The following is a 21,530-nucleotide window of genomic DNA, read 5'->3' as shown; positions in this document are numbered from 1 at the left end:
GTCGATCAGCCGCGGCAGTCCAGTGGCAGGTACTTGTCGTCCACTTCCGACGAGCAGTGCCACTGTTCGTTGTCGCTGCCCATGTCCCACCAGAGCTTGCGCCCATCGATCTGCGCGTTGCCGGTGTTGCCGAACTCCAGTTCGAACCCGCACGTACCGTCGTCGAACTCGCCGATGGTGGCGCGGGTGACGTAGGTGCCGGCATAGCTCTCGGGCGTACCGAAGTCGCCTTCGCCATTGGTCGGGCAGCGGCCCTGGTCGAGTCGGAACATCTGCACGTCGACCTTCAGCGCCTGGACCTCGGCATTGGCCTGCACGATCTTGGCGCGCAGCGTGTAGTCGTTGTAGGCCGGGATGGCGATGGCGGCCAGGATGCCGGCGATGCCGATACACGGCACCACCATGACGGCGGCCACGATCAGCGCGATCTTGCCGCCGGACATGCCGGGCTTCTTGACGGGCGGCGCAGGCGCGCGCGGCGGTGACGGCTGCGCATGGGGCGATGCGATCGGCGGCACGGGAGGCGGTGGCGTGGGCACCGTATCGACAGGCGCCGTATCCAGGCCCAGTTCGGCGGCGAAATCGCGCAAGGGCCGCCATTGCGGCAGACCTTCGCGCCAGACCAGGTCGCCCAGCGCGATGCGCCCGAAACGGTAATGCGTGACCAGCTCATCCGCCGTCACCGGACCGTGCTGCTCACGGTTCCGGTCGGCGTAATACCAACCCGACATGCTTCCCCCAGAAGCGGATCAACGCCTCAGTGTACCGGTTCGGGCTCGTCGGCAAACATCTGGGTTTCCATCCAGGCGTAGGCGGCTTCCGAGCCGGGCTGGTTGAACAGCACCATCAGCACGACCCACTTCAGGTCGTCCAGGTCCAGTTCGTCCTGGTCCAGCGCCATGGCGCGGTCCAGGACCAGCTCGCGCTGGTCCGCATCGAGTACGCCGTGCTGTTCCAGGAACAGCAGGAAGCCACGGCACTCCACGTCCAGCTTCTCCAGCTCGGGACCATGGAAGACCCGGGTTGGACCACCCACGCGGGGCGTGGAGGCGGCCGGTCGCTGGTCGGCCAGCGCGTCGAGCCAGTCGAACGCCTTGCTGATTTCGGCGGGGCTGAAACCGGCCTGGATCAGGCCGTTCTGGAGAGAGTCGCGGTCGCGGACCGGGTCCGCGTCTTCGGTGAAGTAGTGTTCGAACAGGTACAGCAGTACATCCAGGATGCTCTCTTTCATTGCCCCTCGGCCTGCGTCGTGGACGCTGTGGAGGTGAAGAAACCGGTCTTTCTCTGGTATCGGCCGTGCTCGGCCGTTACTAAGCCATCCAGTTCCATGACCAGCAGCATGGAGGACAGTTCCGCAGCCGTCAATCCAGTGCGTGAGACGAGCTGATCCATACCTGTAGGGTCGTGGCCGAGCCCATCCCACAATCGCTGGTAGTCGGGGTCGAGGCGGAAGAGCGTCTCGCCGTTGCCTGCGATTGTCCCGGATTCAGCCTGCCCAAGCCGTACGCGCAGCGCATCGGCCAGATTGGCGGCCAGCGGCGCCAGGGCAGTGATGATCTCGGCGGCGTCCTCCACCAGCGCCGCGCCCTCCCGGATCAGGCGGTGGCAGCCGCGGGCGCGGGGGTTGTGGATCGAGCCGGGAATCGCGAACACCTCGCGGCCGGCCTCACCCGCCTGGCGGGCGGTGATCAGTGCGCCGGACTGCTCGGCCGCTTCCACCACCAGCGTGCCCAGGGTCAGGCCGGCCAGGATCCGGTTGCGGGCAGGGAAGTGGCTGCGCAGGGCGGGGGTGCCGGGAGGATGCTCGCTGACCACGGCGCCTTCGCGCGCCAAGCGCTCGCGCAGCCGCTCGTGGGCGGGGGGATAGGTGAGATCGGGGCCGGTCCCGACGACGGCGAAGGTGGTCCCCGGCCCGCAGGCCAGGGCCGCCTCATGCGCCTCCGCATCGACCCCGCGCGCCATGCCGCTGGCGATCACGATGCCCGATGCAGCCAGTCCCCGGGCGAAGGCGTGTGCGTTGTCGCGGCCGCCGCTGGTAGGCGTACGGCTGCCCACCACCGCCACCGCCGGTCGCCACAGCAGGGCAGGGTCGCCGTCGATGAACAGCGCCAGCGGTGGGCTGGAAATCGTGCGCAGCGGCGGGGGATAGTCGGCGTCGTGCCAGCCCACCAGATGATGGCCGGGGACCTGCAGCCAGTCCTGTATGCGTGCCAAGGCTTCGCTGATGGCCCGATCCTGGAGGGCTGCGATTTGCGCTGGATCCAGCCCGGACGCTCGCCAAGCGCCGGCACCCGCGGCGAGGGCCGCCGCAGGTGAGCCGTGGCGGTCGAGCAGGTGTCGCCGGCATTGGGCCGGGCCACCGGCCAGTACCAGCCGGGCCAGGGCGGTCGCATCGTCGAGGGACATGCGGCCAGCGTAGGGGCGAGACGACGACGGCGCCCTCGGGCGCCGTCGCGGTGTTGCGTAGGATTTGCCCGACCCGGGTCAGTAGGTCGCGTCGGGGTGCTTCAGCTCATAGCCCACGCGGGTGGCTTCCACGCCCTCCATGACCAGCGCATAGCTGACCTTGTCGAAGGTGCGGAACACCATGGCGTGGCTGGCGTACTCGTCCGGCAGGCTCACGCGGCCGGCGCCCGACTTCGGCGACTCGCTGATGCGCGAGGATTCCGGATGCGTCATGCGATTGGCGGTGTGGCTGCCGTTGCGCCAGATCGAGAACACCGTGCCGTTGTCCACGCCGTCCAGGCGGCCGCCGGAGATGGCGATGACATCGCGCGGGCCGCCGGAGGTGAGGGCATCGGCCACGGCCAGCACGCGCAGCTTGCCGGCCGGGTCCCGGGCGGGCGGATGGGGGAAGAAGTGCAGGTCGTACGGCTGCGCATCGACCGGGATCAGGCGGTCGCCGACGCGGATCTCATGTCCGCCGATATCGGCCACCAGCGTGCTGACCTCGGTGCCGGGCACCACGCCGCGGGTGAACGTGGCCACGTTCACCTTGACCAGTTCGTAGCCCAGGAACGCGCCCTTGCCGGTCTGCTCGGTGATGTCCTTCCACAGGTCCACTTCGCCACGGATCGTCCTGCCGCGGAAGTCCAGGTCCTGCGAGCGCGGGTTGTCGGTGAAGCGTGCGCTGGGACGGACCACCGTGAAGCGCTGGCCCGGCTGGGCGCCGTCCAGGCCGCGCACGTAGATGTTGTGCCCGCCCGAGCTGCGCAGGCGATCCTCGTCCAGGCCGGCCACGTGCGGCAGGCCCTCGAAGCTGTCCACCACGCGGCGATCCTTCAGGAACGGCTCGATGTCGGACAGCGGGATGGCATTCAGCGGCGCTTCCTCGCGCGGGCCGGGCTGCACCGCCACGCGGTCCAGGTAGGCCAGGCTGATCACGTCGCCGGGATAGATGAGGTGCGGGTTCTGGATCTGCGGGTTGGCCTGCCAGATTTCCGGCCACAGCCACGGCTTCTTCAGGAAGCGGGCCGAAATGTCCCACAGCGTGTCGCCGCGCTTGACCACATAGGTGTCGGGATGGCTTCCCGCCATCTCGGCGGCAGCCGCATAGGTGCCGACGGTCAGCACCGCGACGGCGAAAACCGTACGAAAACATTTAAACATGGCGGTATCTACCTGATTCCCCGACAGGTGGTCCGCACTATAGTCCAGAAAACCCGGCGCAACGCAAGCGCCCGCGTTAGAATTCGTGAGGCCTTGCCGGATTCCACTGGCGCCCCCATCCCGAGACGTACCATGGCCCTGCTCCCCATTCTCGAATTCCCCGACCCCCGCCTGCGCACCAAGGCCGTGCCGGTGGAGGCTGGAAACGTGACCACGCCCGATTTCCAGCGCCTGCTCGACGACATGTTCGAGACCATGTACGACGCGCCGGGCATCGGCCTGGCCGCCAGCCAGGTGGACGTGCACCAGCGTTTCATGGTCATCGACATCAGCGAAGAGAAGAACCAGCCCCAGGTCTTCATCAATCCGGAGCTGAGCGACAAGGCCGGCGAACAGGTGTACCAGGAAGGCTGCCTGTCCGTGCCGGGCATCTTCGCCGACGTGACCCGCGCCGACGAGATCACCGTGCGCTTCCTCGACCGCCAGGGCCAGCCGCAGGAACTGCGGGCCGATGGTCTGCTGGCCGTCTGCATCCAGCACGAGATGGATCACCTGGACGGCAAGCTGTTCGTCGATTACCTCTCGCCGCTGAAGCGCGAGATGGTGCGCAAGAAGCTGGCCAAGCAGCGCAAGCACGTGGCGTAAGACGGCGGGGCGGAAACGGGGAACCGGGCATGACGGTTCGCTGCCGCGCCGGCGGTCCCGTCGACGCCACTGTCGCGGTCTTCCCTTCCCCGTTCTCCACTTCCGTACCCTGTCGCCATGAGAATCGTTTTCGCCGGCACGCCGGCGTTCGCCGTGCCCAGCCTTCGCGCCGCGCATGCCCACCATGAAGTGGTGGCCGTCTACACCCAGCCCGACCGTCCTGCCGGCCGCGGGCGGGGATTGACGCCCTCGCCGGTCAAGCTGGAGGCGATCCAGCGCGGCATCCCGGTGCGGCAGCCGCCGTCGCTGAAGAAGAAGTCCACCCAGGACGCGCTGCGCGAACTGCAGCCCGACGTCATGATCGTGGTGGCCTACGGCCTGATCCTGCCGCAGGCCGTGCTCGACATTCCGCAGTACGGCTGCTGGAACGTGCATGCCTCGCTGCTGCCGCGCTGGCGGGGCGCGGCGCCGATCCAGCGCGCGATCGAGGCCGGCGACGACGAGACCGGCGTCTGCCTCATGCAGATGGAGGCCGGCCTGGATACCGGGCCGGTGCTGCTGGCGCAGAGCCTGGACATCGGGCCCGAAGAAACCGGCGGCCAGTTGCATGACCGTCTGGCCGATCTGGGCGCCCAGGTGCTGCGCGATGCGCTCGGGCTGCTGCGCGCAGGCGTCCGCCTGCCGCCGCATCCGCAACCCGAGGCCGGCGTCGTCTACGCGCACAAGCTGGACAAGGCCGAAGCCCGGCTCGACTGGACGCAGCCGGCCGACGTGCTGGCGCGCAAGGTGCGCGCCTTCAATCCCTGGCCCATCGCCGAAGCCCAGGTCGCCGGCGAACGCCTGCGCATCCACGGCGCGGTGGCGGTGGAGCAGGCGCATACCGCCGCGCCCGGCACGCTGCTGGCCGCCAGCCGGCAAGGACTGGACATCGCCTGCGGCAGCGGCGTGCTGCGGTTGCGCGTGGTCCAGCGCGAGGGCGGCAAGGCGATCACCGCGGCGGACTACCTCAACGCCCGGCGCGACCTGGTGACGCCGTGACCACCCAGGCGGGCGTCGCGGTGCGGGTCATCGCGACCCGCGTGGTCGATGCGGTGATGCATCGCGGCCGCTCGCTGAAGGCCGAACTGGCGGCCAATCTCCCCCGGGTGGAGGACACCCGCGATCGAGCGCTGCTCGAAGCGATCTGTTTCGCGGTGCTGCGTTCCCGTGCCCGCAGCGACGCCGCCCTCGCGGCCTGGATGCCCAAGCCGCTGGGACGCAGCGAGAACGAACTGCGCGCGCTTCTGCATGTGGGCTTCGCCCAGGTGGTGGTGATGGGCCTGCCCGCTCATGCGGCGCTGTCGGCCACCGTCGAGGCCGTGCGGGCACTGGGCCGCCCCCACCAGGACAAGCTGGTCAATGCGCTGCTGCGACGCGCGCAGCGCGAGGGCTTGCCGGCGGCGCCGTCCGATGCCCTGTGGCCGGCATGGCTGCGACAGCAGGTGCGCCAGGACTGGCCGGCGCAGGCTGATGACATCTTCGCCGCCAGCCAGCAGGAGGCGCCGCTGTGGCTGCGGGTCAACCGGTTGCGCGGCACCCGTGAGGCCTATCGGCAACGGCTGCTGGACGCGGGCATCGAGGCGGAAGCGCCGGACGGCGTGCCGGACGCGCTGCTGCTTCGCGTGCCGGTAGCGGCGACGGGCCTGCCCGGATTCGCCCAGGGCGATGTGTCGGTGCAGGATGGCGCTGCGCAGCGCGTGGCGGACCTGCTGGACGGGCTGCCCGCGGGCGCGCGGGTGCTGGACATGTGCGCGGCGCCGGGTGGCAAGTCCGCGCATCTGCTCGAGCGTGACCCCACGCGGCGCCTGCTGGCGATCGATGTGGATGCGCGCAGGCTCCAGCGCGTGCGCGAGACCTTCGATCGCGTCGGTGTGCAGGCCGACATGCAAGCCGCGGACGCGGCCGATCCCTCGGCATGGTGGGACGGCGAGCCGTTCGATGCGGTCCTGCTGGATGCGCCCTGTTCCGCCACGGGCATCGTGCGCCGGCAACCGGATGTGCTGCTGCACCGGCGTGCCGACGACCTGGTGATGCTCACCCGCCTGCAGGCACGCCTGCTCGATGCCGCGTGGCAGGTGCTGCGTCCGGGCGGGCGCCTGGTCTACACCACCTGCTCGATCCTGCGCGCCGAGAATGCGCTGCAGTGGGAGGCATTTCGCGCACGCCACGCCGCGGCGCTGGTCGAGCCGCTCGATGAAACGGGGGGGCATGCCGATGGGGGTGGTCGACAGCGGCTGCCGGGTGAATCCGATATGGACGGATTCTTCTACGCCGTCCTGCGGAAATCGTGATTCGCGTAGCAGTACACGGTAACGCCACACGCATGGTGATGCGCCGCTGACGGTCCGTTCCCTGAGTGCGCGATACTGACGACGAAGACAGGGTATCGCTGTTCACCTCGCCTTGACGTGGCGGGAACAGACTAGGCGCAGACTCCGTCGTCATGGTCGGTTCGCACACGCTGCCTTCATGAACGTGTCGTCGCACAGGGAAGGATCCAGGGCAATGCAAGGCAGGAGCCATCGTCGACAGGAGGTCGCGCGCGCGTTCGCGTGGCTGTCAGGATTCAGTGCCCCGGCATTGCTGGTGGTGCCCAAGGGGCTGGGCGCGTTCGCCATGCTGATGCTGGTGGCCACACTGCTCGCGCTGCCGGATGCCTGGCGTGGTCGTGATGCGCGTGCGCCGCGTGCCTTGCATCTCCTGCTGGGTACGGCGCTGGTCGTCCTGGCCGTCGCCGCGCTTTCCATGTGGGGCAGCGGCGCCGACCTGTCCGCGCTCGATAACCCCTCACGCGCTTTGCTGCTGCCGTGGTGTGCCTGGCTGGCATGGTCGACGCGCGTGCGTGCGTCGAGTCTCTGGTATGGCGCGCTGGCGGGCTTGGCGCTTGCGTTCACGATCTCGATGGCGCAGGCGTCGTCGGGCGCGGACCGTGCCGGCGGCGAGGCCAACCCCATCGTGTTCGCGAACGCCGTGCTGGCGCTGCTGGTGGTGGGCGTGTTCTGTCGGCCATCGCGCAACGGGTTCCCGATGCAGTTGTTGTTGGCCACGGTGGTGGCGCTGGCCGCAGTCGCCGTGATCCTCAGTGGCAGCCGGGGCGTGCTGCCCGGTCTTGGGCTGGTGCTGCTGATGCTGCTTGCCGGCAACGAAGCACGGCATCGCGGGTGGCGGCTGGGCGCGACCGGCGTCGCGCTGGCGCTGCTGTTGGCGGCGTTGTGGGCGGTGCCGTGGCTGTCGGCGCAGTTCCGATTCGACCAGTTGCACGCGGACGTGGCGGGTTACGCGCAGGGCCAGGTGGACCAGCCGATCAGTGCCCGTCTGGCATTGTGGTCGGTGGCGTGGGATGCATTCCGTGAGGCGCCGCTCACGGGCGCGGGAATCGAGGCCTTCAAGTCGCGGGTCGACGCCAGCCTCTACTGCCAGGGCGCGTCACGGCATTTCTGCGGACTGGAGCATGCGCACAACGATGTCGCGCAGTGGGCGGCCACGATGGGAATGCCGGGCCTGGCCGCGCTACTGGCGCTGTATGGCGTGCCGCTGGCGATCGCGATTGGCCAAATCCGCCGTAACCGCTTGCACGCACCCGTCGGTCCCTCCTGGGCCGCGGGGATGCTGGTGTTCGCCTACCTGGTGTCCGGGCTGACCCAATCGATGTTCTCCCATGCCCTCAGCACCAGCGCCTACGTGGTGCTGGTCGGACTGTTGCTGGGCATGGGGGTGGCGCCGCGCGACGCTGCGGGGACTGCGGCGGAAAACGGCTCGGAATAGCACTGCCAGCGGGAGACATGCAGGAAGGCGTGAGGCGTCCATTAGGCGCAGTCCATCCGGGCACAGGATGCGTCACCGCAACCCGATGTTCCACGAGCGCCTTACCAGACGCTCGGTGGATCGGCCACGGGTTGAGATGAGGCAGGCATATCCGGCATCTGCATCGGCCCGTGGCGCCGTGGGTGGCCGGCTTCGCCGATGAGCCTGCCCGTGGACACCAGGTCCTGGCTCGGACTGGGCTCGGCGTCGTGCGAGGGCGCGCCTGCCAGCAGCCGCGCATAGACGGCCTCGGTGTGATCGAGGAAGGTTCCGATGCCGAATTCGGCGAGCGCGTGATCGCGGGCCGCCTTGCCGCGGCGCAGGACGTCTTCGCGGTCGTTCAGCATGTCGCGCAGCGCTTCCGCCATCGCGGCGTGTCCATGCACCGGCACGACCCAGCCATCGATGCCGGGGCGGATGTTCTCCGGCAGGCCGGCGTAGTCGGTCACCATCACCGGCTTCCCCATCGCCATCATCTCGCGGCAGGCGAAGGAGATCGTTTCGATGTCATGGGACAACACGAAGCCGGCATCCAGGCGGGCGATCATCGGACGGACGTCGTCCAGCAGGCCGGGGAAATGGAAGCGGTCCTGCAACCCGGATCGCGCCAGCATCTCCCGCTGGGCCGCCGACGGCGGGTGGCCGGCAATGACGACCTGGATGCGGCCGCGCTCGTCCGGCGTCAGCAACGCCAGCGCCGCTACCAGGTCGGTCCATCCCTTGTAGTCCGCCGTGCCGGCGTTGCTGCCGATCCAGAGCTGTCGCGCATCCACGCGGTCGGCTGGTTCGGCAGGTGAATAGAACGCGGTGTCGACGCCGTTGTAGACGGTTTCCGGTCGGCAGCGGCGATACGGGGTGTGGCTCAGTTGGTGGCGCACGAATTCGCATACCGCGATCACCTTGTCCGTCCCGAAGCGGGCACGCCACGCATGTTGCAGGCCGCGCAGCGGCTTGGTGTTGTGCTTCGTCAGCACGACCAGCGGGCGGGGCTGCAGGCCCCTCAGGGCCGCGATCACGAGGCGGTGATCGGCCGACCCGTTCACGTGCACGATATCGAAGCGGTGTTCCTCGAGGTATGCCCGCAGGCGTGCGCAGGCCCGCCTGCGCGCGGGCCGCAGGCGCAGGCCGTTGGGGTAGGCCTGGGCGAAGGCGTGGAGGCCGGGGATCTCCCTCGCTTCGCGCAGCAGCCGGCTGCCTTCCGGCGCCGCGACGTGCACCTCGTGTCGCACCGACAGCCCGCGCGCGAGCTCGCGGATGTACGTGGTGTGTCCCCCGCCGCTGCCGCTGTGGAAATTGGTGTACAGGAGTTTCATGCGGCGTTCGGGGTGGTAGGCGGGGCGCAAAAGCCGCCGCCGCTGTGACGGAAGTTCGTTGGCAGCACTTTCACCGTTTCGCTCGCTGCTTGGCACGAAAATAGAGCTTCACAATACTCAGACTCCTTTCTACCTTCTTGAATATGCTGGTGCGGTCACGCCAACATACCTCCATGTAGCGCCGGGTCTCGCTCCAGTCCGGCGCGGGCTTGGTCTTGTATTCCAGCTTCGCTAGCTCGAGGCAGGAGTCGTCCAGGCCGGCCACGCGCGCGTAGTGCCCGATCAGGCCGCGAGACCGCAAACGATTGAGATAAATCTCTGTATCACCGCGCTGAGACCACCAGCCATTCTTCCCATGGATACGATATTCGACCTGGCCGGTAGGGACGTAGCATTTCCTCGCGCCCTGAAGGCTGGCGCCATACACCAGGCAGTTGTCGGCCGACAGTCGCCATGTGCGTGCCAGTCCGTCTGGGAGGTTCAGTGCCCATGCCGCTACCGCGCTACGCATTGAGAGCGCCGATGTCGGCGCTCCGTACCAGTAAGTGAGCGCATAAGTGCTGATGGCGGTGTACCCGAGATCCACCATGCGTGGCGCAAACCGCAAATGGGCCTGCTCGTTCCCGAACAGGATGATGTCCGAGAAGATGAATCCGACGTCAGGCCGCTGATCGTAGACGTGCGCGATCTGTTCCAGATAGTCGGGACCCCATCGGTCGTCGGCATCGAGGAAGCAGGTGATCGTCGAAGTGACGAGCGACATCCCGCGCTGGAATGCAGCCAGCTGACCACCGTTCTCGCTGAAAACCAGATTGATGCGGCTATCAGCACCAAACTTATCCTGGAGGACTTGCCTGGATGCGTCTGTCGATCCGTCGTCGATCACGATGATCTGGTTGGCCGCGCGCTTTTGCCGCAGAACGCTTTCAATCGCCTCTACCACGAAGCTCTGGTAGTTGTAGTTGGTGATGATGACGGCATACGTAGTCATGCTGCGTCCTGCAGCAGACGGCGGAAGTATGCGATCGTCTCTTTCAGTCCGTCATCCAGGCTTACCTTGGGCTCCCAGCCCAGCTTCCCACGGGCCAGTTCGATGTCGGGCTGGCGTTGGCGCGGATCATCGTGTGGCAGTGGCATGTAGGTCAGCTTCGAGCGTCCACCCACGAGCGATAGCACTTTTTCCGCGAGCTCCAGCATGCTGAATTCGCCCGGGTTTCCGATGTTGATCGGGCCGGTGAAGCCTCGCTCGGTAGACATCATCCCCTGCATCGCATCGATCAGATCGTCGACGTAGCAGAAGCTGCGCGTCTGGCTTCCATCGCCATAGATGGTGATGTCCTCGCCACGGAGCGCTTGCACCACGAAATTGGAAACCACCCGACCATCGTTCGGATGCATGCGCGGGCCGTAGGTGTTGAATATCCGTACCACCTTGATGTCCAGTTTGTGCTGCCGGAAGTAGTCGAAGAACAAGGTCTCCGCGCAGCGCTTGCCTTCGTCGTAGCAACTACGAATGCCTATGGGGTTGACCCGGCCCCAGTAGTCCTCTTTCTGAGGATGCACCTCGGGGTCGCCGTACACCTCGCTGGTGGATGCCTGCAGAATCCGGGCGTCAAGGCGCTTGGCAAGTCCCAGCATGTTGATGGCGCCATGCACGCTGGTCTTGGTCGTCTGCACCGGATCATGCTGATAGTGCACCGGCGATGCAGGACATGCCAGGTTGTAGATCCCGTCCACTTCGACGTACAAAGGAAACGTCACATCGTGGCGCATCAGTTCAAAGGAGGGGTGGCCCAGCAGGTGCGCGATGTTCCGTTTGCTGCCGGTGAAGAAGTTGTCTACGCAGAGGACGTCGTGACCCTGTTCAACCAGTCGCTCGCACAGATGTGAGCCCAGAAAGCCGGCGCCGCCGGTGACCAGAATGCGTTGCATGGGGGGCTGGGGGCAAAGTGATGTGTGATTAACAATTGTCCGGGCTGGGCGCCCCCCGGATAGCCGGGGTCTTGCCATCGAGACAGCCTCCAGTCAGAAAGAGCGCCGCAACGGGGATTCTGCGCCCTCCCCGGGACGACCTACGACCCCTAGAATGTGACGATGCCCAGCTTGCCCCTCTCCCTCGTCGTCATCACCCACAACGAGGGGTTGAACATCGCCCGGTGCCTGGACAGCGTCCCGTTCGCCGCGGACAAGCTGGTGGTGGACAGCGGCAGCACCGACGACACCGTCGCCATCGCCCAGGCCCACGGCGCGCGCGTGGTACACCAGGACTGGCTGGGCTTCGGGCCCCAGCGCAACTTCGCCAGCACCCAGGCCGCCCACGACTGGATCCTGGTGCTGGATGCGGACGAGTTCCTCTCGCCCGAGCTCGCGGCGGACCTTGAGCGCGGGCTGCCCGCGCTGATGGCCTCCGGCCGGCCCGCGGCGTGGCTGCGCCGGCGCACCTGGCTGATGGGCGCGCCGATGCGCTGGTACCGGCCTATGGTGGGGGAGAGGATGGCGCGGCTCTACCATCGCGACCGGGCCCGATGGACCGATGCGCGCGTGCACGAGTCGCTGCGCTTCGACGGGGCGGCGGCCGAGTTCAGCGCCCCCTTCAATCACGCGGACAATCCCAGCCTGGTGCACAAGCAGCTGAAGGTCCTGCGCTACAGCGAACTGAAGTCGCTGGACTGGTGCGACAAAGGGCGTCCGGTGCGGATGTGGCTCACGCCGCTGGTGTACCTGTCCAGCTTCCTCAAGGACTACCTGCTGCGGCTGGCCTTCCTGGATGGCTGGCGCGGTTTCATCATCGCGCAGACGGCGGCCAGCTACGCCGCCTACAAGCGCATGCGCTATTACGAGATGCGGCACAACCCGGCCTCGATCGGCGCCGCGCACGCCAAGCTCGCCAAACACGGACTGGAACACTGATGGCCAAGCACTACCTCCTCTACGGCTCCGAGCGCTACGCGCTGGCCATCCTGCGCCCGATCCAGGACGCCATCCGGGCGCGCGGCGGCGAGGCTGCCTGGTTCTTCGACGGCCCCGGCGCCGAGGATCTGCATCCCGACGAGAAGCTGCTGACGACGACCGAGGAGGTCCGCCGCTGGAACGCCATCGCCGTGATCACCGGCAGCAATGCGGTGCCGCACTTCTTCCCCGGCGTGAAGGTGGAAACCTTCCACGGCTTCGATGCCGGCAAGCCGCGCCATATCTACATCCGGGGATTCTTCGACCTGTACTGCACCACGGGGCCGCGCGACACCGCGCAGTTCAAGGCCATCGCCGACAAGGTGGGCCACTTCAGCGTGGTGGAGACCGGCTGGCCGAAGATCGATCCCTTCATGCAGGAGATCGCCGGCGACGTGCCGCCGGTGCGCCAGCCGCCGGTGATCCTCTACCACTCCACCTTCTCGCCGTCGTGGAGCGCGGCCGAAACGCTGTACGAGGAAGTGAAGCGGCTCTCGCGCACCGGCGAGTGGCACTGGATCGTCACCTTCCACCCCAAGATGAACCCGGACACGGTGGCGAAGTTCCGCGCGCTTGAGAACGAACACCTGCGCTTCGCCGACGACGACAACATCCTCGAGCTGTTCCCGCAGGTGGACATGATGTGCTCGGACACCTCGTCGGCACTCAACGAGTTCCTGCTGACCCACAAGCCGGTGGTGACGTTCAAGAACCGCCGTCCCGGCCCGCAGTTGATCGATATCGACGATCCTGCGCAGTTCGAACCGGCGATCCGCCGCGCACTGTCGCGGCCACCCGAACTGATGCAGGCGATCGTCGCCTACGCCGATAGCATCCATCCCTATCGCGATGGCCGTTCCAGCGAGCGCGTGCTGGACGCCATCGACGCCTTCATCGCTGCAGGCGCGCGCAACCGGAAGCCGAAACCGATGAACCTGTGGCGCAAGCTCAAGATCCGCAAGCGGATCGGCTACTGGGGCCCTGCCTGAGCCGATCTCGCCTGCGGCCCTGAGCGCCGGCCGCCGGCGACCGTCACCACCGCAGCCGGCGGCGCGCCAGGCCCAGCGACAGGCGGTCGAAGGCTTCGCGCGCCTCCGCTTCGGGGACGAAGCGCAGGGCGAGCGGCGCGGCCACACCGCTGGCGCCGGCGGTGTCCAGCCACAGCGAGGCGGTGCCGCAGGCGTGGTCGAGCGGCGAGCGCGACAGCCGCAGCGCCTGCAGCTTGTCGATCTCGGCGAACCGCCAGTAGCGCGACCACCAACCGCTGCGGACCGCGACCAGATGTCCGTCCAGCGACCAGCCCATCCGTGAGGCCTGCCGGTGCGCCGCATAGGCTGACGCCGGTAGCCAGGCCAGGGCGCACCAGGCCCAGGGCCCCAGATGCCATGCGGCCAGCCCGGTCGCGGGCAGCAGCCACGTCAGGGTCGGCAGCAGCAGGCGCCAGCGGGCGGAGGCGGCGACCGGCCGCCAGTCCGCGCGGGGCCATGCCGCCTGCGGCAGCAGGTGGTTGACCAGCGCGTCGCACGCCTCGGGCGTGGCGATCGGCGCCAGATCCTTCAGTGCGCGCTGGTCCTGCTGGCCGGCCTTCTCGGCCACCGCGGTGTCGATGCGCAGCGAGCGCCGGCCGAACCACCGGTGCAGCACGCCTTCGTGCAGCGTCCATGCCTGGATGCGCCGGCGCGCCACGCTGGTACGCAGACGCGCCAGCAGGCCGCGCTCGACCATCAACCTGCGTGCGTCCTCGCTGAGACGGAACCCATAGAACTGCAGGAGCGCCAGCACTACGGACAGCACGCGGACCAAGGCCAGCGCCAGCACTACCAGCGCGGCGACGCCCGCGGCGCCGGCCAGCCAGCCCAGGTGCAGTTGTTCGGCATAACCGAAGGCCTGCTTGGCGCCCTGGCGGAAGAACTGCTCGATCATCCGCTCCGGCAGGATCTGCCAGGCCGCGCCGAAGCCCGCGGCCACCACGATCATGCCGCGGTTGGAGATCAGGCCCAGGCGGATCACCTCGGCCGTCGACAGCGTCAGCAGCGTGGCCGCGTCTGCACGCGATGGCCCATCGGGCGAGGCGGCCTGCGCGGCCGCTTGGCCGCGCGCCTGGTGGCGCACCAGGTCTTCCAGCGCCAGTGCATCGCGCAGGCCCAGCACGCGCATCTGCGCTTCCGGCTTCTGGCCGCCTGCGGATTCCAGCCGCACTTCCGCCACGCCGAACATGCGATGCAGCAGCGACTGGTGCACCACCACGTTGTGGATGCGGGAGAAGGGGATTTCGCGCCGCGAACGGTGCAGCAGGCCCTCGCGCACCGTCAGGCCATCGCGGCCGATCACGTAGCGGTAGGTGAAGTACTGCAGGATGGCCAGCACCACCAGCACGGCGATGCCGATCACGGGTGCGAACGCCAGCCAGGGATCGCCGTCGTCGCCCTTGCGGGCGCCGAACACCAGCAGCGCGACCAGCGGGAAAATGAACTGCTTGAGCTGCTGCAACAGCACGAACAGCCACGACCACGGGTGCAGGCGGCGTTCCGGGGCGTCGGTGTCCATGGCAGGTTCGTCCATCACAGCGCGTCGTCGTGGTCGACCTGCGTGGCCAGGCGTTCGCGCAGGCGCTCGGCGTCGTCCGCGTCCAGCCCCGACAGCGACACGGCGGCCATGCGCGTGCCGGCGGTGTGCACCACCAGCGTGGACAATCGTGCGCTGCGTTCCAGCGGGCCGCGCTTCACGTCCAGGTGCTGCACGCGCGAAATCGGCACGTGGGTTTCGCTCTGCCACCAGTTCCCGCGGCGGACCGCGAAGCCCCGGTCGTCCAGGCGCCAGCGCGTGCGCCGGTGCCGCTTCACCGCGACCCAGGCGCCGAGCAGCGCGCCCACACCCGCGGCCACCGGCACGGCCAACCAGGGCGACACCAGGTCGGTGGCACGGGAAAGGAAGAAAACGGGAAACGCGAACGGAAACAGCAACGCCGCACCGCCCAGCGCGGCCAGCCACGCGCCCCGCACAGGCAGCGCCTGCCAGGCGTCGGTGGGCGCCGGCGGGATGGGGGTGTCGGTGTCGGTCTGCATCACAGCCTGCCTGCCCTCATCTCGTCGATGGCGCGGTAGTCCAGCACGTAATCGCGGTCGTTGCGATACTTGCCCAGGCGTGCGCTCATCCGCTTCCGCGTGGCGGCCCGCCTGTCCTTGGAGAGGTCCTCGTCCGCGGCCATCTTTTCGAGGGCCAGGGTCTGGAGCTGCGTCGCCCCGGCGAAGTCGCCATTGGCGGCCAGCGCCGCGGCCACCGTGTCCAGTTCGTGCCAGTCCAGTTCGTCCCTGCGCTGGATCATGAACTCCGCCAGTTCCAGGGCGCGGACGGTGTCGCGCTGGCCCGGTACCGGGCAGGTGGCGAGGATCCATACGCGCTCGTTGCGCGCCTGCTTCGCGCCGGCTTCTTCCGCGCGCGCGGCCCACGCTTCGGCCTGTCGGCAGTCGCGCGCCATGCCGGCCAGACCGTCATGGTGGTACTGCGCCATGGCCAGCAGGGCCTGCGGTTCGGTGCCGTGCGCAGCGGCGCGGGTAAGGTGGGGCAGTGCGCGCTGCATGGCGTCGTCGGAGAACGCGCCCTCCTTGGTGATGGCCACCGAGGCAGGCCAGGCGGCCTGCCCATGGCCGCCCTCGCTGGCTTTCTCCAGCCAGGCCAGGCCCTCGGCGGTGTCCTTGGGCACCATCTGCGGCATGCCACCTCCGTACTGCAGCGCGCCGAAGGCGAACTGGGCGAACGCATCGCCGGCCTCGGCCTTGCTGCGCACCGCGCGCAGGCGCCAGCGCAGCGGTGCGGCGTAGTCCGGCCAGGTTTCGTTGAGGCGGGTGCGCATGCCCGCATCGTCCAGCGGCGTGCGGTCCAGCAGGGCCAGGCTGGGGGGCTCGCCCTCCAGCATCGCGGCCAGCGCAAGTTCCATGCTGCGCACCTCGCCCAGCCCGGACTGCCGGAAGGCCTGGTCCATGAAGGCCGAGACGTCCGGCATCATCGATTCGTAGCGGTACCGCCACTGTCCGCCCTCGCGCACCAGGACGGGGCCGAACTGGAATTGGCTCTCCGTCGGCGGTGCCACTTCCCCCACCGCCAGGTCGTCGATCACGGTGACATTGGACAGGGCCAGGAGCGGCTGGTCGTCGGTGGCCGATTCCACCCCGGACCACCCCTCGACCAGGCACAGCCGCGCGACCGCACGGTCGTCCATCGCCTTCAGTGCGGCGGGCGGCTGGGTGGCGCGCAGCAGGTAGACCACGATGCGGTCGCCGCTGGGCAGCCGGCGAAGTTGTTCCGGCGAGGCATAGAGCGCCATGTCGCGCAGGAAGCCGAAGTGCGCCAGGCTGGACGCCGCCAGCAGGTCCACGCTCTCGGGCTTCTCCTGGCTGCTCAGTTCCGCATAGCGGTCCCATGCCTGCGAGACTTCGTTCAGCGCGGCTGGACCCTGTGCCGCCATCGCTGGAACCACGACCCACCCCGCCAACCATCCTGTCAGCCATCTGCGCACGCGCATCGATTCCCCCTTGTCGATCCCCTTCAGCGGTAGGGATTGTCCTCGCCGCTGCCCTCGGGCCGCAGGGTATAGCGTTTGTAGGTCCACTGGTACTGCGCGGGGTCGCGGCGCGCGATGCGCTCGACGGCCTGATTGAGCGCCGTCACGGCGGCAACCGGGTCCGGGTCGGCGATGCCGGGCGGGGCCGGTTCCACATGCAGCGCGAAGTCGGGACCGGGGCCGATGCGCTCGCACCAGGCGAACAGCACCGTCGCGCCGGTGCGTTCGGCCAGGCGCGAGACCAGCGTCATCGTCAGTGCCTGCGTACCGAAGAAGGGAGCGAACTCGCCATCGCCGGCCTTGGGCTGCTGGTCGGGCAGGATGCCCACCGCGCCACCGTCCTTCAGCACCTTCCAGAGCTGGCGCACGGCAGGGCCCTCGGCCCGCACCTGGCGGATGTTGTCCGCACCGCGCACGCGCAGCAGGAAGGCGTCGCCCACCGGAGACTCCGGCGGGCGGTAGACGATCGCGATGGGCCCGCGCGAGGCCAGCCACTGGTTGAGCAGTTCCCAGTTGCCGAAATGCGGCGCTGCCACGATCACGCCCTTGCCGCTGGCCAGGGCCGCGTCGTACAGCGCTTCGCCATGCCGCTCGCGCAGCAGGCGCAGGTTTTCGGCGGGCGGCCGGGTCCAGAAGCGCAGCGTCTCCAGCGCCTGGCGGGCCGTGGTGCGCAGGATCGCCTGATGGAGATCCTCGCGCTGTCCGGGCAGCAGGTCCGGAAAGGCGATCTCCAGGTTGCGGCGCGCCACCCGGCTCTCGCGCGCGTCGGACCGGCGCCAGGCCCAGGCCATCGCATCGCCGAGCGTGCGCAGCCAGGACCAGGGAAGACGGCCGACCAGGGCGGCGGCGTGGTAAGCCAGGGAGGCGAGGGTGGCCGGTTTCATGCGGCCAGTGTAGCCAACCGGGGCGGCACCCCGCCCCGGCGCGCCGGGGCGGGCAGGGGCTGCGGCTATGCTGTCGCTCCGTCCCGCGGAGCCTCGCCATGCTGTCCCTGATCCAGCGCGTCACCTCGGCCACCGTCAGCGTGGACGGTGAGGTCGTCGGGGCCATCGACGCTGGCCTGCTGGCGCTGGTGGGCGTGGAACCGGGCGACGGGGAGGCCCGGATCGCCCGCATGGCCGAACGCCTGCTGGGGTACCGGGTGTTCGCCGACGAAGCGGGCAGGATGAACCGCTCCCTCGCCGACACCGGGGGCGGGCTGTTGCTGGTCAGCCAGTTCACCCTGGCGGCGGATACGCGCTCCGGCATGCGACCCAGCTTCACCACCGCCGCCCCGCCCGCGGAAGCTGAACAGGGATTCAACCGGCTGGTGGACATCTGCCGGCGAACGCACGCCGGACGGGTGGAAACCGGCCGCTTCGGGGCCCATATGGTGATCAGCCTCGTCAACGACGGGCCGGTGACCTTCCTGCTGCGGCCGTGACGTTCTTCCCTTGTCGGCGGCCGGGATTCAGGAACCCAACCCGGTCCGCGCTGGTATAATACGGGGTTCTCCCTTCCTTACTCCCCGGTGGCGCAACCTCCATGGCCAACGAACGTCCTGCCCAGCAGTCCGACATCAAGCTCTTGATCAGCAAGGGCCTGGAGCAGGGCTATCTGACTTACGCCGAAGTCAACGATCACCTCCCGGACGACCTGGTCGACCCGGAACAGATCGAGGACATCATCGGCATGATCAACGGCATGGGCATCGATGTCCATGAAGTCGCGCCCGATGCGGAAACCCTGCTGCTGGCCGACGGCAACACCGGCAACCGCGAAGTCGACGAGACCGCGGCCGAAGAAGCCGCCGCCGCGCTGACCTCGCTGGACACCGAAGGTGGCCGCACGACCGACCCGGTGCGCATGTACATGCGCGAGATGGGCACGGTCGAACTGCTCACCCGCGAGGGCGAGATCGCCATCGCCAAGCGCATCGAGGAAGGCCTGTCCCAGGTGCAGGCTTCGCTGGGCAACTTCCCGTGGTCCATCGAGCTGCTGCTGGAAGAGTACGAACTGCACAAGGCCGGCAAGAAGCGTCTGGCCGAGGTAGTCGTCGGCTTCAACGACATCGAAGAGCCGGTCGAAGAAGTGCCGGCGGCCGAAGAGGTCGCCGATGCGGCCGAAGACGCCGATGACGACGAGGAAAGCGGCGACGATGCCGCCGAGGAAGCGGCGCCGACGGGGCCGGATCCGGAAGAGGTCGCGCGCCGCATGCAGGTGCTGGCCGACGGCTACGCCAAGTTCAAGAAGTCGCATGCCAAGAACGGTCCGGACAACAAGGCCGTCGCCAAGCTGCGCGCCGAGCTGGCCGAGACCTTCGTCACCTTGAAGCTGCCGCTGCCGCTGACCGACACGCTGGTGCGCAAGCTGCGCGAGGTGATGGCGCAGATCAAGGACCACGAGCGCCGCGTGCTGCACCTGTGCGCCAACGTCGCCAAGATGCCGCGCAAGGAATTCCTGCGCGCGTGGGAAGGCAACCAGACCAACCTGGGCTGGGTGGACGAGGTGTTGAAGCGCAAGCAGAAGTGGTCCTCGGGCCTGCGCGACGTCAAGGACCAGATCGTCGCCGAGCAGGAAGCCACCATCGCCGTCGAGCAGGCGATGCACCTGACCCTGGCCGACATCAAGGACATCAGCCGTGCGATGGCCTACGGCGAAGCCAAGGCGCGCAAGGCCAAGAAGGAAATGGTCGAGGCCAACCTGCGCCTGGTGATCTCCATCGCCAAGAAGTACACCAACCGCGGCCTGCAGTTCCTGGACCTGATCCAGGAGGGCAACATCGGCCTGATGAAGGCCGTGGACAAGTTCGAATACCGCCGCGGCTACAAGTTCTCGACCTACGCCACCTGGTGGATCCGCCAGGCGATTACCCGCTCGATCGCCGACCAGGCGCGCACCATCCGCATCCCGGTGCACATGATCGAGACGATCAACAAGCTCAACCGCATTTCCCGCCAGATGCTCCAGCAGTACGGCCGCGAGGCCACGCCGGAAGAGCTGGCCAAGGAAATGGACATGCCCGAGGACAAGATCCGCAAGGTGATGAAGATCGCGAAGGAACCGATCTCCATGGAAACCCCGATCGGCGACGACGAGGATTCCCACCTGGGCGACTTCATCGAGGACACCAACGTGGAGTCCCCGATCGAGAACACCACCAACATCAACCTGCAGGAAACCGTCCGCGACGTCCTGGCCGGCCTGACTCCGCGGGAAGCCAAGGTGCTGCGCATGCGCTTCGGCATCGACATGAATACCGACCACACGCTGGAAGAGGTCGGCAAGCAGTTCGACGTCACCCGCGAGCGCATCCGCCAGATAGAAGCCAAGGCCCTGCGCAAGCTGCGCCACCCGTCGCGCTCGGAACAGCTGCGCAGTTTCCTCGATATCGACTGACCCAGGGCGCGGTTCCGCACCCTCCAGGCGCGACCCCTCGGGGTCGCGTTTTTTTTTGCATCGATGCTTCCTGCGTGCGATGGCGCCTCGTCGCGGTCCTCGGATCGCGGGTTCCATGGGGCACGCTTCACCACGGTCAAGAGAGTCGCTTGCAGCGACGGGACGCACTTAGGAGCGCGCGCGCTAGAAGCGATTCCCCGCCATCGTCCTTGCGCGTCCTGTCACCGCCCGATGCGCCCACCCACCCCGCAATCGACCTGGCCCCATCCGGTACAATCCCGGCGCAACGGGCCTATAGCTCAATGGTTAGAGCAGAGGACTCATAATCCTTTGGTTCCAGGTTCGAGTCCTGGTGGGCCCACCAGAAAGCAGAGAGTGAATTTTTTGGGAAAGCGCGACTGGACCGCGACTTAAAGGCACAGAGCCGCCGCAGATCTCAGGCGAAGCGCGCTGCCCTACGGCCGAGCAGAATGCAGGAATGCGCGCACTCCGTGCCGCCTGGTGGGTGCGCCGGGCGTGGGAAGTTCGACAGCGGGATTCGGCGGTCCCAAGAGTGGCGGTCGGGCTGGAGACAGCCCATCGATCTTGTACTCGCGAGTTGTAAGGTGAAGGCCGCCGCGCCACAGTCTGTACGCGATGAGGTCGAACCGGTTCCTCCAGCAGCGCGTGACCTACCTCGGCCAACCCAATCGCTGCATCTACGGACAGTCCGCGTGCGTCCGCCCATCGGGATCACCCGCCAACAATAAGCAGTTGCCGTCGTTCGACCGCCGGTCCCTCACCGCTACGGCCGCTCCGGCCTCACGCAGGCGGCCGATGATCTGCTCTTCGGGCTCTTCAACCGACGAATGTCTGGTCAAACCGCTTCTTCACTAGCCATCGCTGTCTCGTCGGAGATCGGACTCCGAATCGCCGTGCTGCTCGAAGCGGGCAGGCGTCGACGCCGCCTGATGCACTAGCGCTCGACCACCACATCGATCAGCTCCCCAATACGGCAGTGAGACTCCAGGGGGTGCCGCAATGGCACGGCCCGATCGATTCGGTAGGTGTTTTGCCGCCCGTCCCGGTGCCGCTCCAGAACCCCCGCGGCCTCCAGTTCGGCCACGATGCGCTGCACGGCCCGTTCGGTGATTCCGACCTTGGCCGCCACCTCGCGCAATGTCTGCTGCGGCTCTGCCGCCAGGCAGAAGAGCACGTGGCTGTGATTGCTGAAGAAGGTCCAGCCGGTGGAG

Annotated in this window: 20 protein-coding genes and 1 tRNA gene; 9 read left to right on the top strand and 12 right to left on the bottom strand. The window is 67.9% G+C overall.

Annotation, left to right across the window (positions count from 1 at the left end; all coding sequences use genetic code 11):
- Positions 1 to 5 precede the first annotated feature (5 nt).
- The 4 genes from V8246_RS10615 to V8246_RS10600 all read right to left on the bottom strand — a co-directional run bounded on the left by V8246_RS10615 (position 6) and on the right by V8246_RS10600 (position 3,609).
- The gene (locus tag V8246_RS10615) at positions 6 to 731 is read right to left on the bottom strand and encodes a pilin (protein ID WP_336189111.1); all 726 of its coding nucleotides are present in this window, start codon (positions 729 to 731) and stop codon (positions 6 to 8) included.
- A 26-nt stretch (positions 732 to 757) separates the two neighbouring features.
- A complete protein-coding gene (locus V8246_RS10610; protein WP_142123186.1) occupies positions 758 to 1,231 on the bottom strand; it encodes a DUF494 family protein in 474 nt (157 codons plus the stop codon).
- The gene (gene dprA / locus V8246_RS10605; RefSeq protein WP_336189109.1) at positions 1,228 to 2,406 is read right to left on the bottom strand and encodes a DNA-processing protein DprA; all 1,179 of its coding nucleotides are present in this window, start codon (positions 2,404 to 2,406) and stop codon (positions 1,228 to 1,230) included. The genes V8246_RS10610 and dprA overlap by 4 nt, the downstream gene beginning before the upstream one ends.
- Positions 2,407 to 2,484: 78 nt before the next feature.
- Positions 2,485 to 3,609 carry a LysM domain-containing protein gene (locus tag V8246_RS10600; RefSeq protein WP_336189108.1) on the bottom strand — a complete coding sequence of 375 codons (1,125 nt, stop codon included), beginning with the start codon at positions 3,607 to 3,609 and terminating at the stop codon, positions 2,485 to 2,487.
- A 132-nt stretch (positions 3,610 to 3,741) separates the two neighbouring features.
- On the opposite strand from V8246_RS10600, the gene def reads away from it, so the two are divergent.
- From def to V8246_RS10580, 4 genes are all read left to right on the top strand, one after another.
- Positions 3,742 to 4,254 carry a peptide deformylase gene (gene def, locus V8246_RS10595; protein WP_245089440.1) on the top strand — a complete coding sequence of 171 codons (513 nt, stop codon included), beginning with the start codon at positions 3,742 to 3,744 and terminating at the stop codon, positions 4,252 to 4,254.
- A gap of 117 nt (positions 4,255 to 4,371) precedes the next feature.
- Positions 4,372 to 5,292 (top strand): methionyl-tRNA formyltransferase, encoded by a 921-nt coding sequence (gene fmt / locus V8246_RS10590; RefSeq protein WP_336189107.1) that lies wholly within the window; start codon positions 4,372 to 4,374, stop codon positions 5,290 to 5,292.
- Entirely contained in the window at positions 5,289 to 6,584 is a 1,296-nt protein-coding gene (gene rsmB / locus V8246_RS10585) for a 16S rRNA (cytosine(967)-C(5))-methyltransferase RsmB (protein WP_336189106.1), read from the top strand. Before fmt ends, rsmB begins: the two co-directional genes overlap by 4 nt.
- 214 nt (positions 6,585 to 6,798) lie before the next feature.
- Positions 6,799 to 8,058, top strand: a complete 1,260-nt coding sequence (locus tag V8246_RS10580) for an O-antigen ligase family protein (RefSeq protein ID WP_336189105.1) — start codon at positions 6,799 to 6,801, stop codon at positions 8,056 to 8,058.
- Positions 8,059 to 8,159: 101 nt separating this feature from the next.
- On the opposite strand, the gene V8246_RS10575 is transcribed toward V8246_RS10580, so the two are convergent.
- From V8246_RS10575 to V8246_RS10565, 3 genes are all read right to left on the bottom strand, one after another.
- The gene (locus tag V8246_RS10575) at positions 8,160 to 9,410 is read right to left on the bottom strand and encodes a glycosyltransferase family 4 protein (protein WP_336189104.1); all 1,251 of its coding nucleotides are present in this window, start codon (positions 9,408 to 9,410) and stop codon (positions 8,160 to 8,162) included.
- A 70-nt stretch (positions 9,411 to 9,480) separates the two neighbouring features.
- Positions 9,481 to 10,401 (bottom strand): glycosyltransferase family 2 protein, encoded by a 921-nt coding sequence (locus tag V8246_RS10570; RefSeq protein ID WP_336189103.1) that lies wholly within the window; start codon positions 10,399 to 10,401, stop codon positions 9,481 to 9,483.
- Positions 10,398 to 11,342: a UDP-glucuronic acid decarboxylase family protein gene (locus V8246_RS10565; protein WP_336189102.1), complete on the bottom strand. Its 945-nt coding sequence runs from the start codon at positions 11,340 to 11,342 to the stop codon at positions 10,398 to 10,400. The genes V8246_RS10570 and V8246_RS10565 overlap by 4 nt, the downstream gene beginning before the upstream one ends.
- A gap of 162 nt (positions 11,343 to 11,504) precedes the next feature.
- On the opposite strand from V8246_RS10565, the gene V8246_RS10560 reads away from it, so the two are divergent.
- Positions 11,505 to 12,320 (top strand): glycosyltransferase family 2 protein, encoded by an 816-nt coding sequence (locus V8246_RS10560; protein ID WP_336189101.1) that lies wholly within the window; start codon positions 11,505 to 11,507, stop codon positions 12,318 to 12,320.
- Positions 12,320 to 13,348, top strand: a complete 1,029-nt coding sequence (locus V8246_RS10555; protein ID WP_336189100.1) for a CDP-glycerol glycerophosphotransferase family protein — start codon at positions 12,320 to 12,322, stop codon at positions 13,346 to 13,348. The genes V8246_RS10560 and V8246_RS10555 overlap by 1 nt, the downstream gene beginning before the upstream one ends.
- Positions 13,349 to 13,391: 43 nt before the next feature.
- Here the strand turns inward: V8246_RS10555 and V8246_RS10550 are convergent, their stop codons facing one another.
- From V8246_RS10550 to V8246_RS10535, 4 genes are read right to left on the bottom strand one after another with little or no spacing between them, the layout of a single operon-like run.
- Complete coding sequence (locus V8246_RS10550; protein WP_336189099.1) at positions 13,392 to 14,906, bottom strand: PH domain-containing protein; 1,515 nt, start codon at positions 14,904 to 14,906, stop codon at positions 13,392 to 13,394.
- 14 nt (positions 14,907 to 14,920) lie between these two features.
- A complete protein-coding gene (locus V8246_RS10545; protein WP_336189098.1) occupies positions 14,921 to 15,424 on the bottom strand; it encodes a PH domain-containing protein in 504 nt (167 codons plus the stop codon).
- Positions 15,424 to 16,881 carry a hypothetical protein gene (locus tag V8246_RS10540; RefSeq protein ID WP_336189097.1) on the bottom strand — a complete coding sequence of 486 codons (1,458 nt, stop codon included), beginning with the start codon at positions 16,879 to 16,881 and terminating at the stop codon, positions 15,424 to 15,426. The genes V8246_RS10545 and V8246_RS10540 overlap by 1 nt, the downstream gene beginning before the upstream one ends.
- Positions 16,882 to 16,904: 23 nt before the next feature.
- Complete coding sequence (locus tag V8246_RS10535) at positions 16,905 to 17,804, bottom strand: lauroyl acyltransferase (protein ID WP_312772490.1); 900 nt, start codon at positions 17,802 to 17,804, stop codon at positions 16,905 to 16,907.
- Positions 17,805 to 17,902: 98 nt separating this feature from the next.
- Here V8246_RS10535 and dtd point away from each other — a divergent pair, with 98 nt between their 5' ends.
- From dtd to V8246_RS10520, 3 genes are all read left to right on the top strand, one after another.
- Positions 17,903 to 18,343 carry a D-aminoacyl-tRNA deacylase gene (gene dtd, locus V8246_RS10530; RefSeq protein ID WP_312772488.1) on the top strand — a complete coding sequence of 147 codons (441 nt, stop codon included), beginning with the start codon at positions 17,903 to 17,905 and terminating at the stop codon, positions 18,341 to 18,343.
- Between the two features lie 101 nt (positions 18,344 to 18,444).
- Positions 18,445 to 20,298: an RNA polymerase sigma factor RpoD gene (gene rpoD, locus V8246_RS10525; RefSeq protein ID WP_312772486.1), complete on the top strand. Its 1,854-nt coding sequence runs from the start codon at positions 18,445 to 18,447 to the stop codon at positions 20,296 to 20,298.
- A 288-nt stretch (positions 20,299 to 20,586) separates the two neighbouring features.
- Positions 20,587 to 20,662, top strand: a tRNA-Ile gene (locus V8246_RS10520).
- Positions 20,663 to 21,253: 591 nt separating this feature from the next.
- Here V8246_RS10520 and V8246_RS10515 read toward each other — a convergent pair.
- The coding region (locus V8246_RS10515) for a winged helix-turn-helix domain-containing protein (RefSeq protein WP_336189096.1) at positions 21,254 to 21,530 on the bottom strand (277 nt) is incomplete at its 5' end.

The organism is Pseudoxanthomonas sp. F11 (assembly GCF_037046485.1).
In the GTDB taxonomy this organism is placed as follows: Bacteria; Pseudomonadota; Gammaproteobacteria; order Xanthomonadales; family Xanthomonadaceae; genus Pseudoxanthomonas_A.
This window is presented reverse-complemented; position numbering and strand designations above follow the sequence as displayed.

What these genes read in the sequence shown, in the direction of transcription:
- V8246_RS10610 (WP_142123186.1), bottom strand. Translation starts at nt 1,231, where the DNA reads ATGAAAGAGAGCATCCTGGATGTACTGCTGTACCTGTTCGAACACTAC.
- dprA (WP_336189109.1), bottom strand. Translation starts at nt 2,406, where the DNA reads ATGTCCCTCGACGATGCGACCGCCCTGGCCCGGCTGGTACTGGCCGGT.
- V8246_RS10615 (WP_336189111.1), bottom strand. Translation starts at nt 731, where the DNA reads ATGTCGGGTTGGTATTACGCCGACCGGAACCGTGAGCAGCACGGTCCG.
- V8246_RS10600 (WP_336189108.1), bottom strand. Translation starts at nt 3,609, where the DNA reads ATGTTTAAATGTTTTCGTACGGTTTTCGCCGTCGCGGTGCTGACCGTC.
- V8246_RS10565 (WP_336189102.1), bottom strand. Translation starts at nt 11,342, where the DNA reads ATGCAACGCATTCTGGTCACCGGCGGCGCCGGCTTTCTGGGCTCACAT.
- V8246_RS10570 (WP_336189103.1), bottom strand. Translation starts at nt 10,401, where the DNA reads ATGACTACGTATGCCGTCATCATCACCAACTACAACTACCAGAGCTTC.
- dtd (WP_312772488.1), top strand. Translation starts at nt 17,903, where the DNA reads ATGCTGTCCCTGATCCAGCGCGTCACCTCGGCCACCGTCAGCGTGGAC.
- V8246_RS10535 (WP_312772490.1), bottom strand. Translation starts at nt 17,804, where the DNA reads ATGAAACCGGCCACCCTCGCCTCCCTGGCTTACCACGCCGCCGCCCTG.
- V8246_RS10555 (WP_336189100.1), top strand. Translation starts at nt 12,320, where the DNA reads ATGGCCAAGCACTACCTCCTCTACGGCTCCGAGCGCTACGCGCTGGCC.
- fmt (WP_336189107.1), top strand. Translation starts at nt 4,372, where the DNA reads ATGAGAATCGTTTTCGCCGGCACGCCGGCGTTCGCCGTGCCCAGCCTT.
- V8246_RS10580 (WP_336189105.1), top strand. Translation starts at nt 6,799, where the DNA reads ATGCAAGGCAGGAGCCATCGTCGACAGGAGGTCGCGCGCGCGTTCGCG.
- V8246_RS10540 (WP_336189097.1), bottom strand. Translation starts at nt 16,881, where the DNA reads ATGCGCGTGCGCAGATGGCTGACAGGATGGTTGGCGGGGTGGGTCGTG.
- V8246_RS10550 (WP_336189099.1), bottom strand. Translation starts at nt 14,906, where the DNA reads ATGGACACCGACGCCCCGGAACGCCGCCTGCACCCGTGGTCGTGGCTG.
- V8246_RS10575 (WP_336189104.1), bottom strand. Translation starts at nt 9,410, where the DNA reads ATGAAACTCCTGTACACCAATTTCCACAGCGGCAGCGGCGGGGGACAC.
- V8246_RS10560 (WP_336189101.1), top strand. Translation starts at nt 11,505, where the DNA reads ATGCCCAGCTTGCCCCTCTCCCTCGTCGTCATCACCCACAACGAGGGG.
- V8246_RS10545 (WP_336189098.1), bottom strand. Translation starts at nt 15,424, where the DNA reads ATGCAGACCGACACCGACACCCCCATCCCGCCGGCGCCCACCGACGCC.
- def (WP_245089440.1), top strand. Translation starts at nt 3,742, where the DNA reads ATGGCCCTGCTCCCCATTCTCGAATTCCCCGACCCCCGCCTGCGCACC.
- rpoD (WP_312772486.1), top strand. Translation starts at nt 18,445, where the DNA reads ATGGCCAACGAACGTCCTGCCCAGCAGTCCGACATCAAGCTCTTGATC.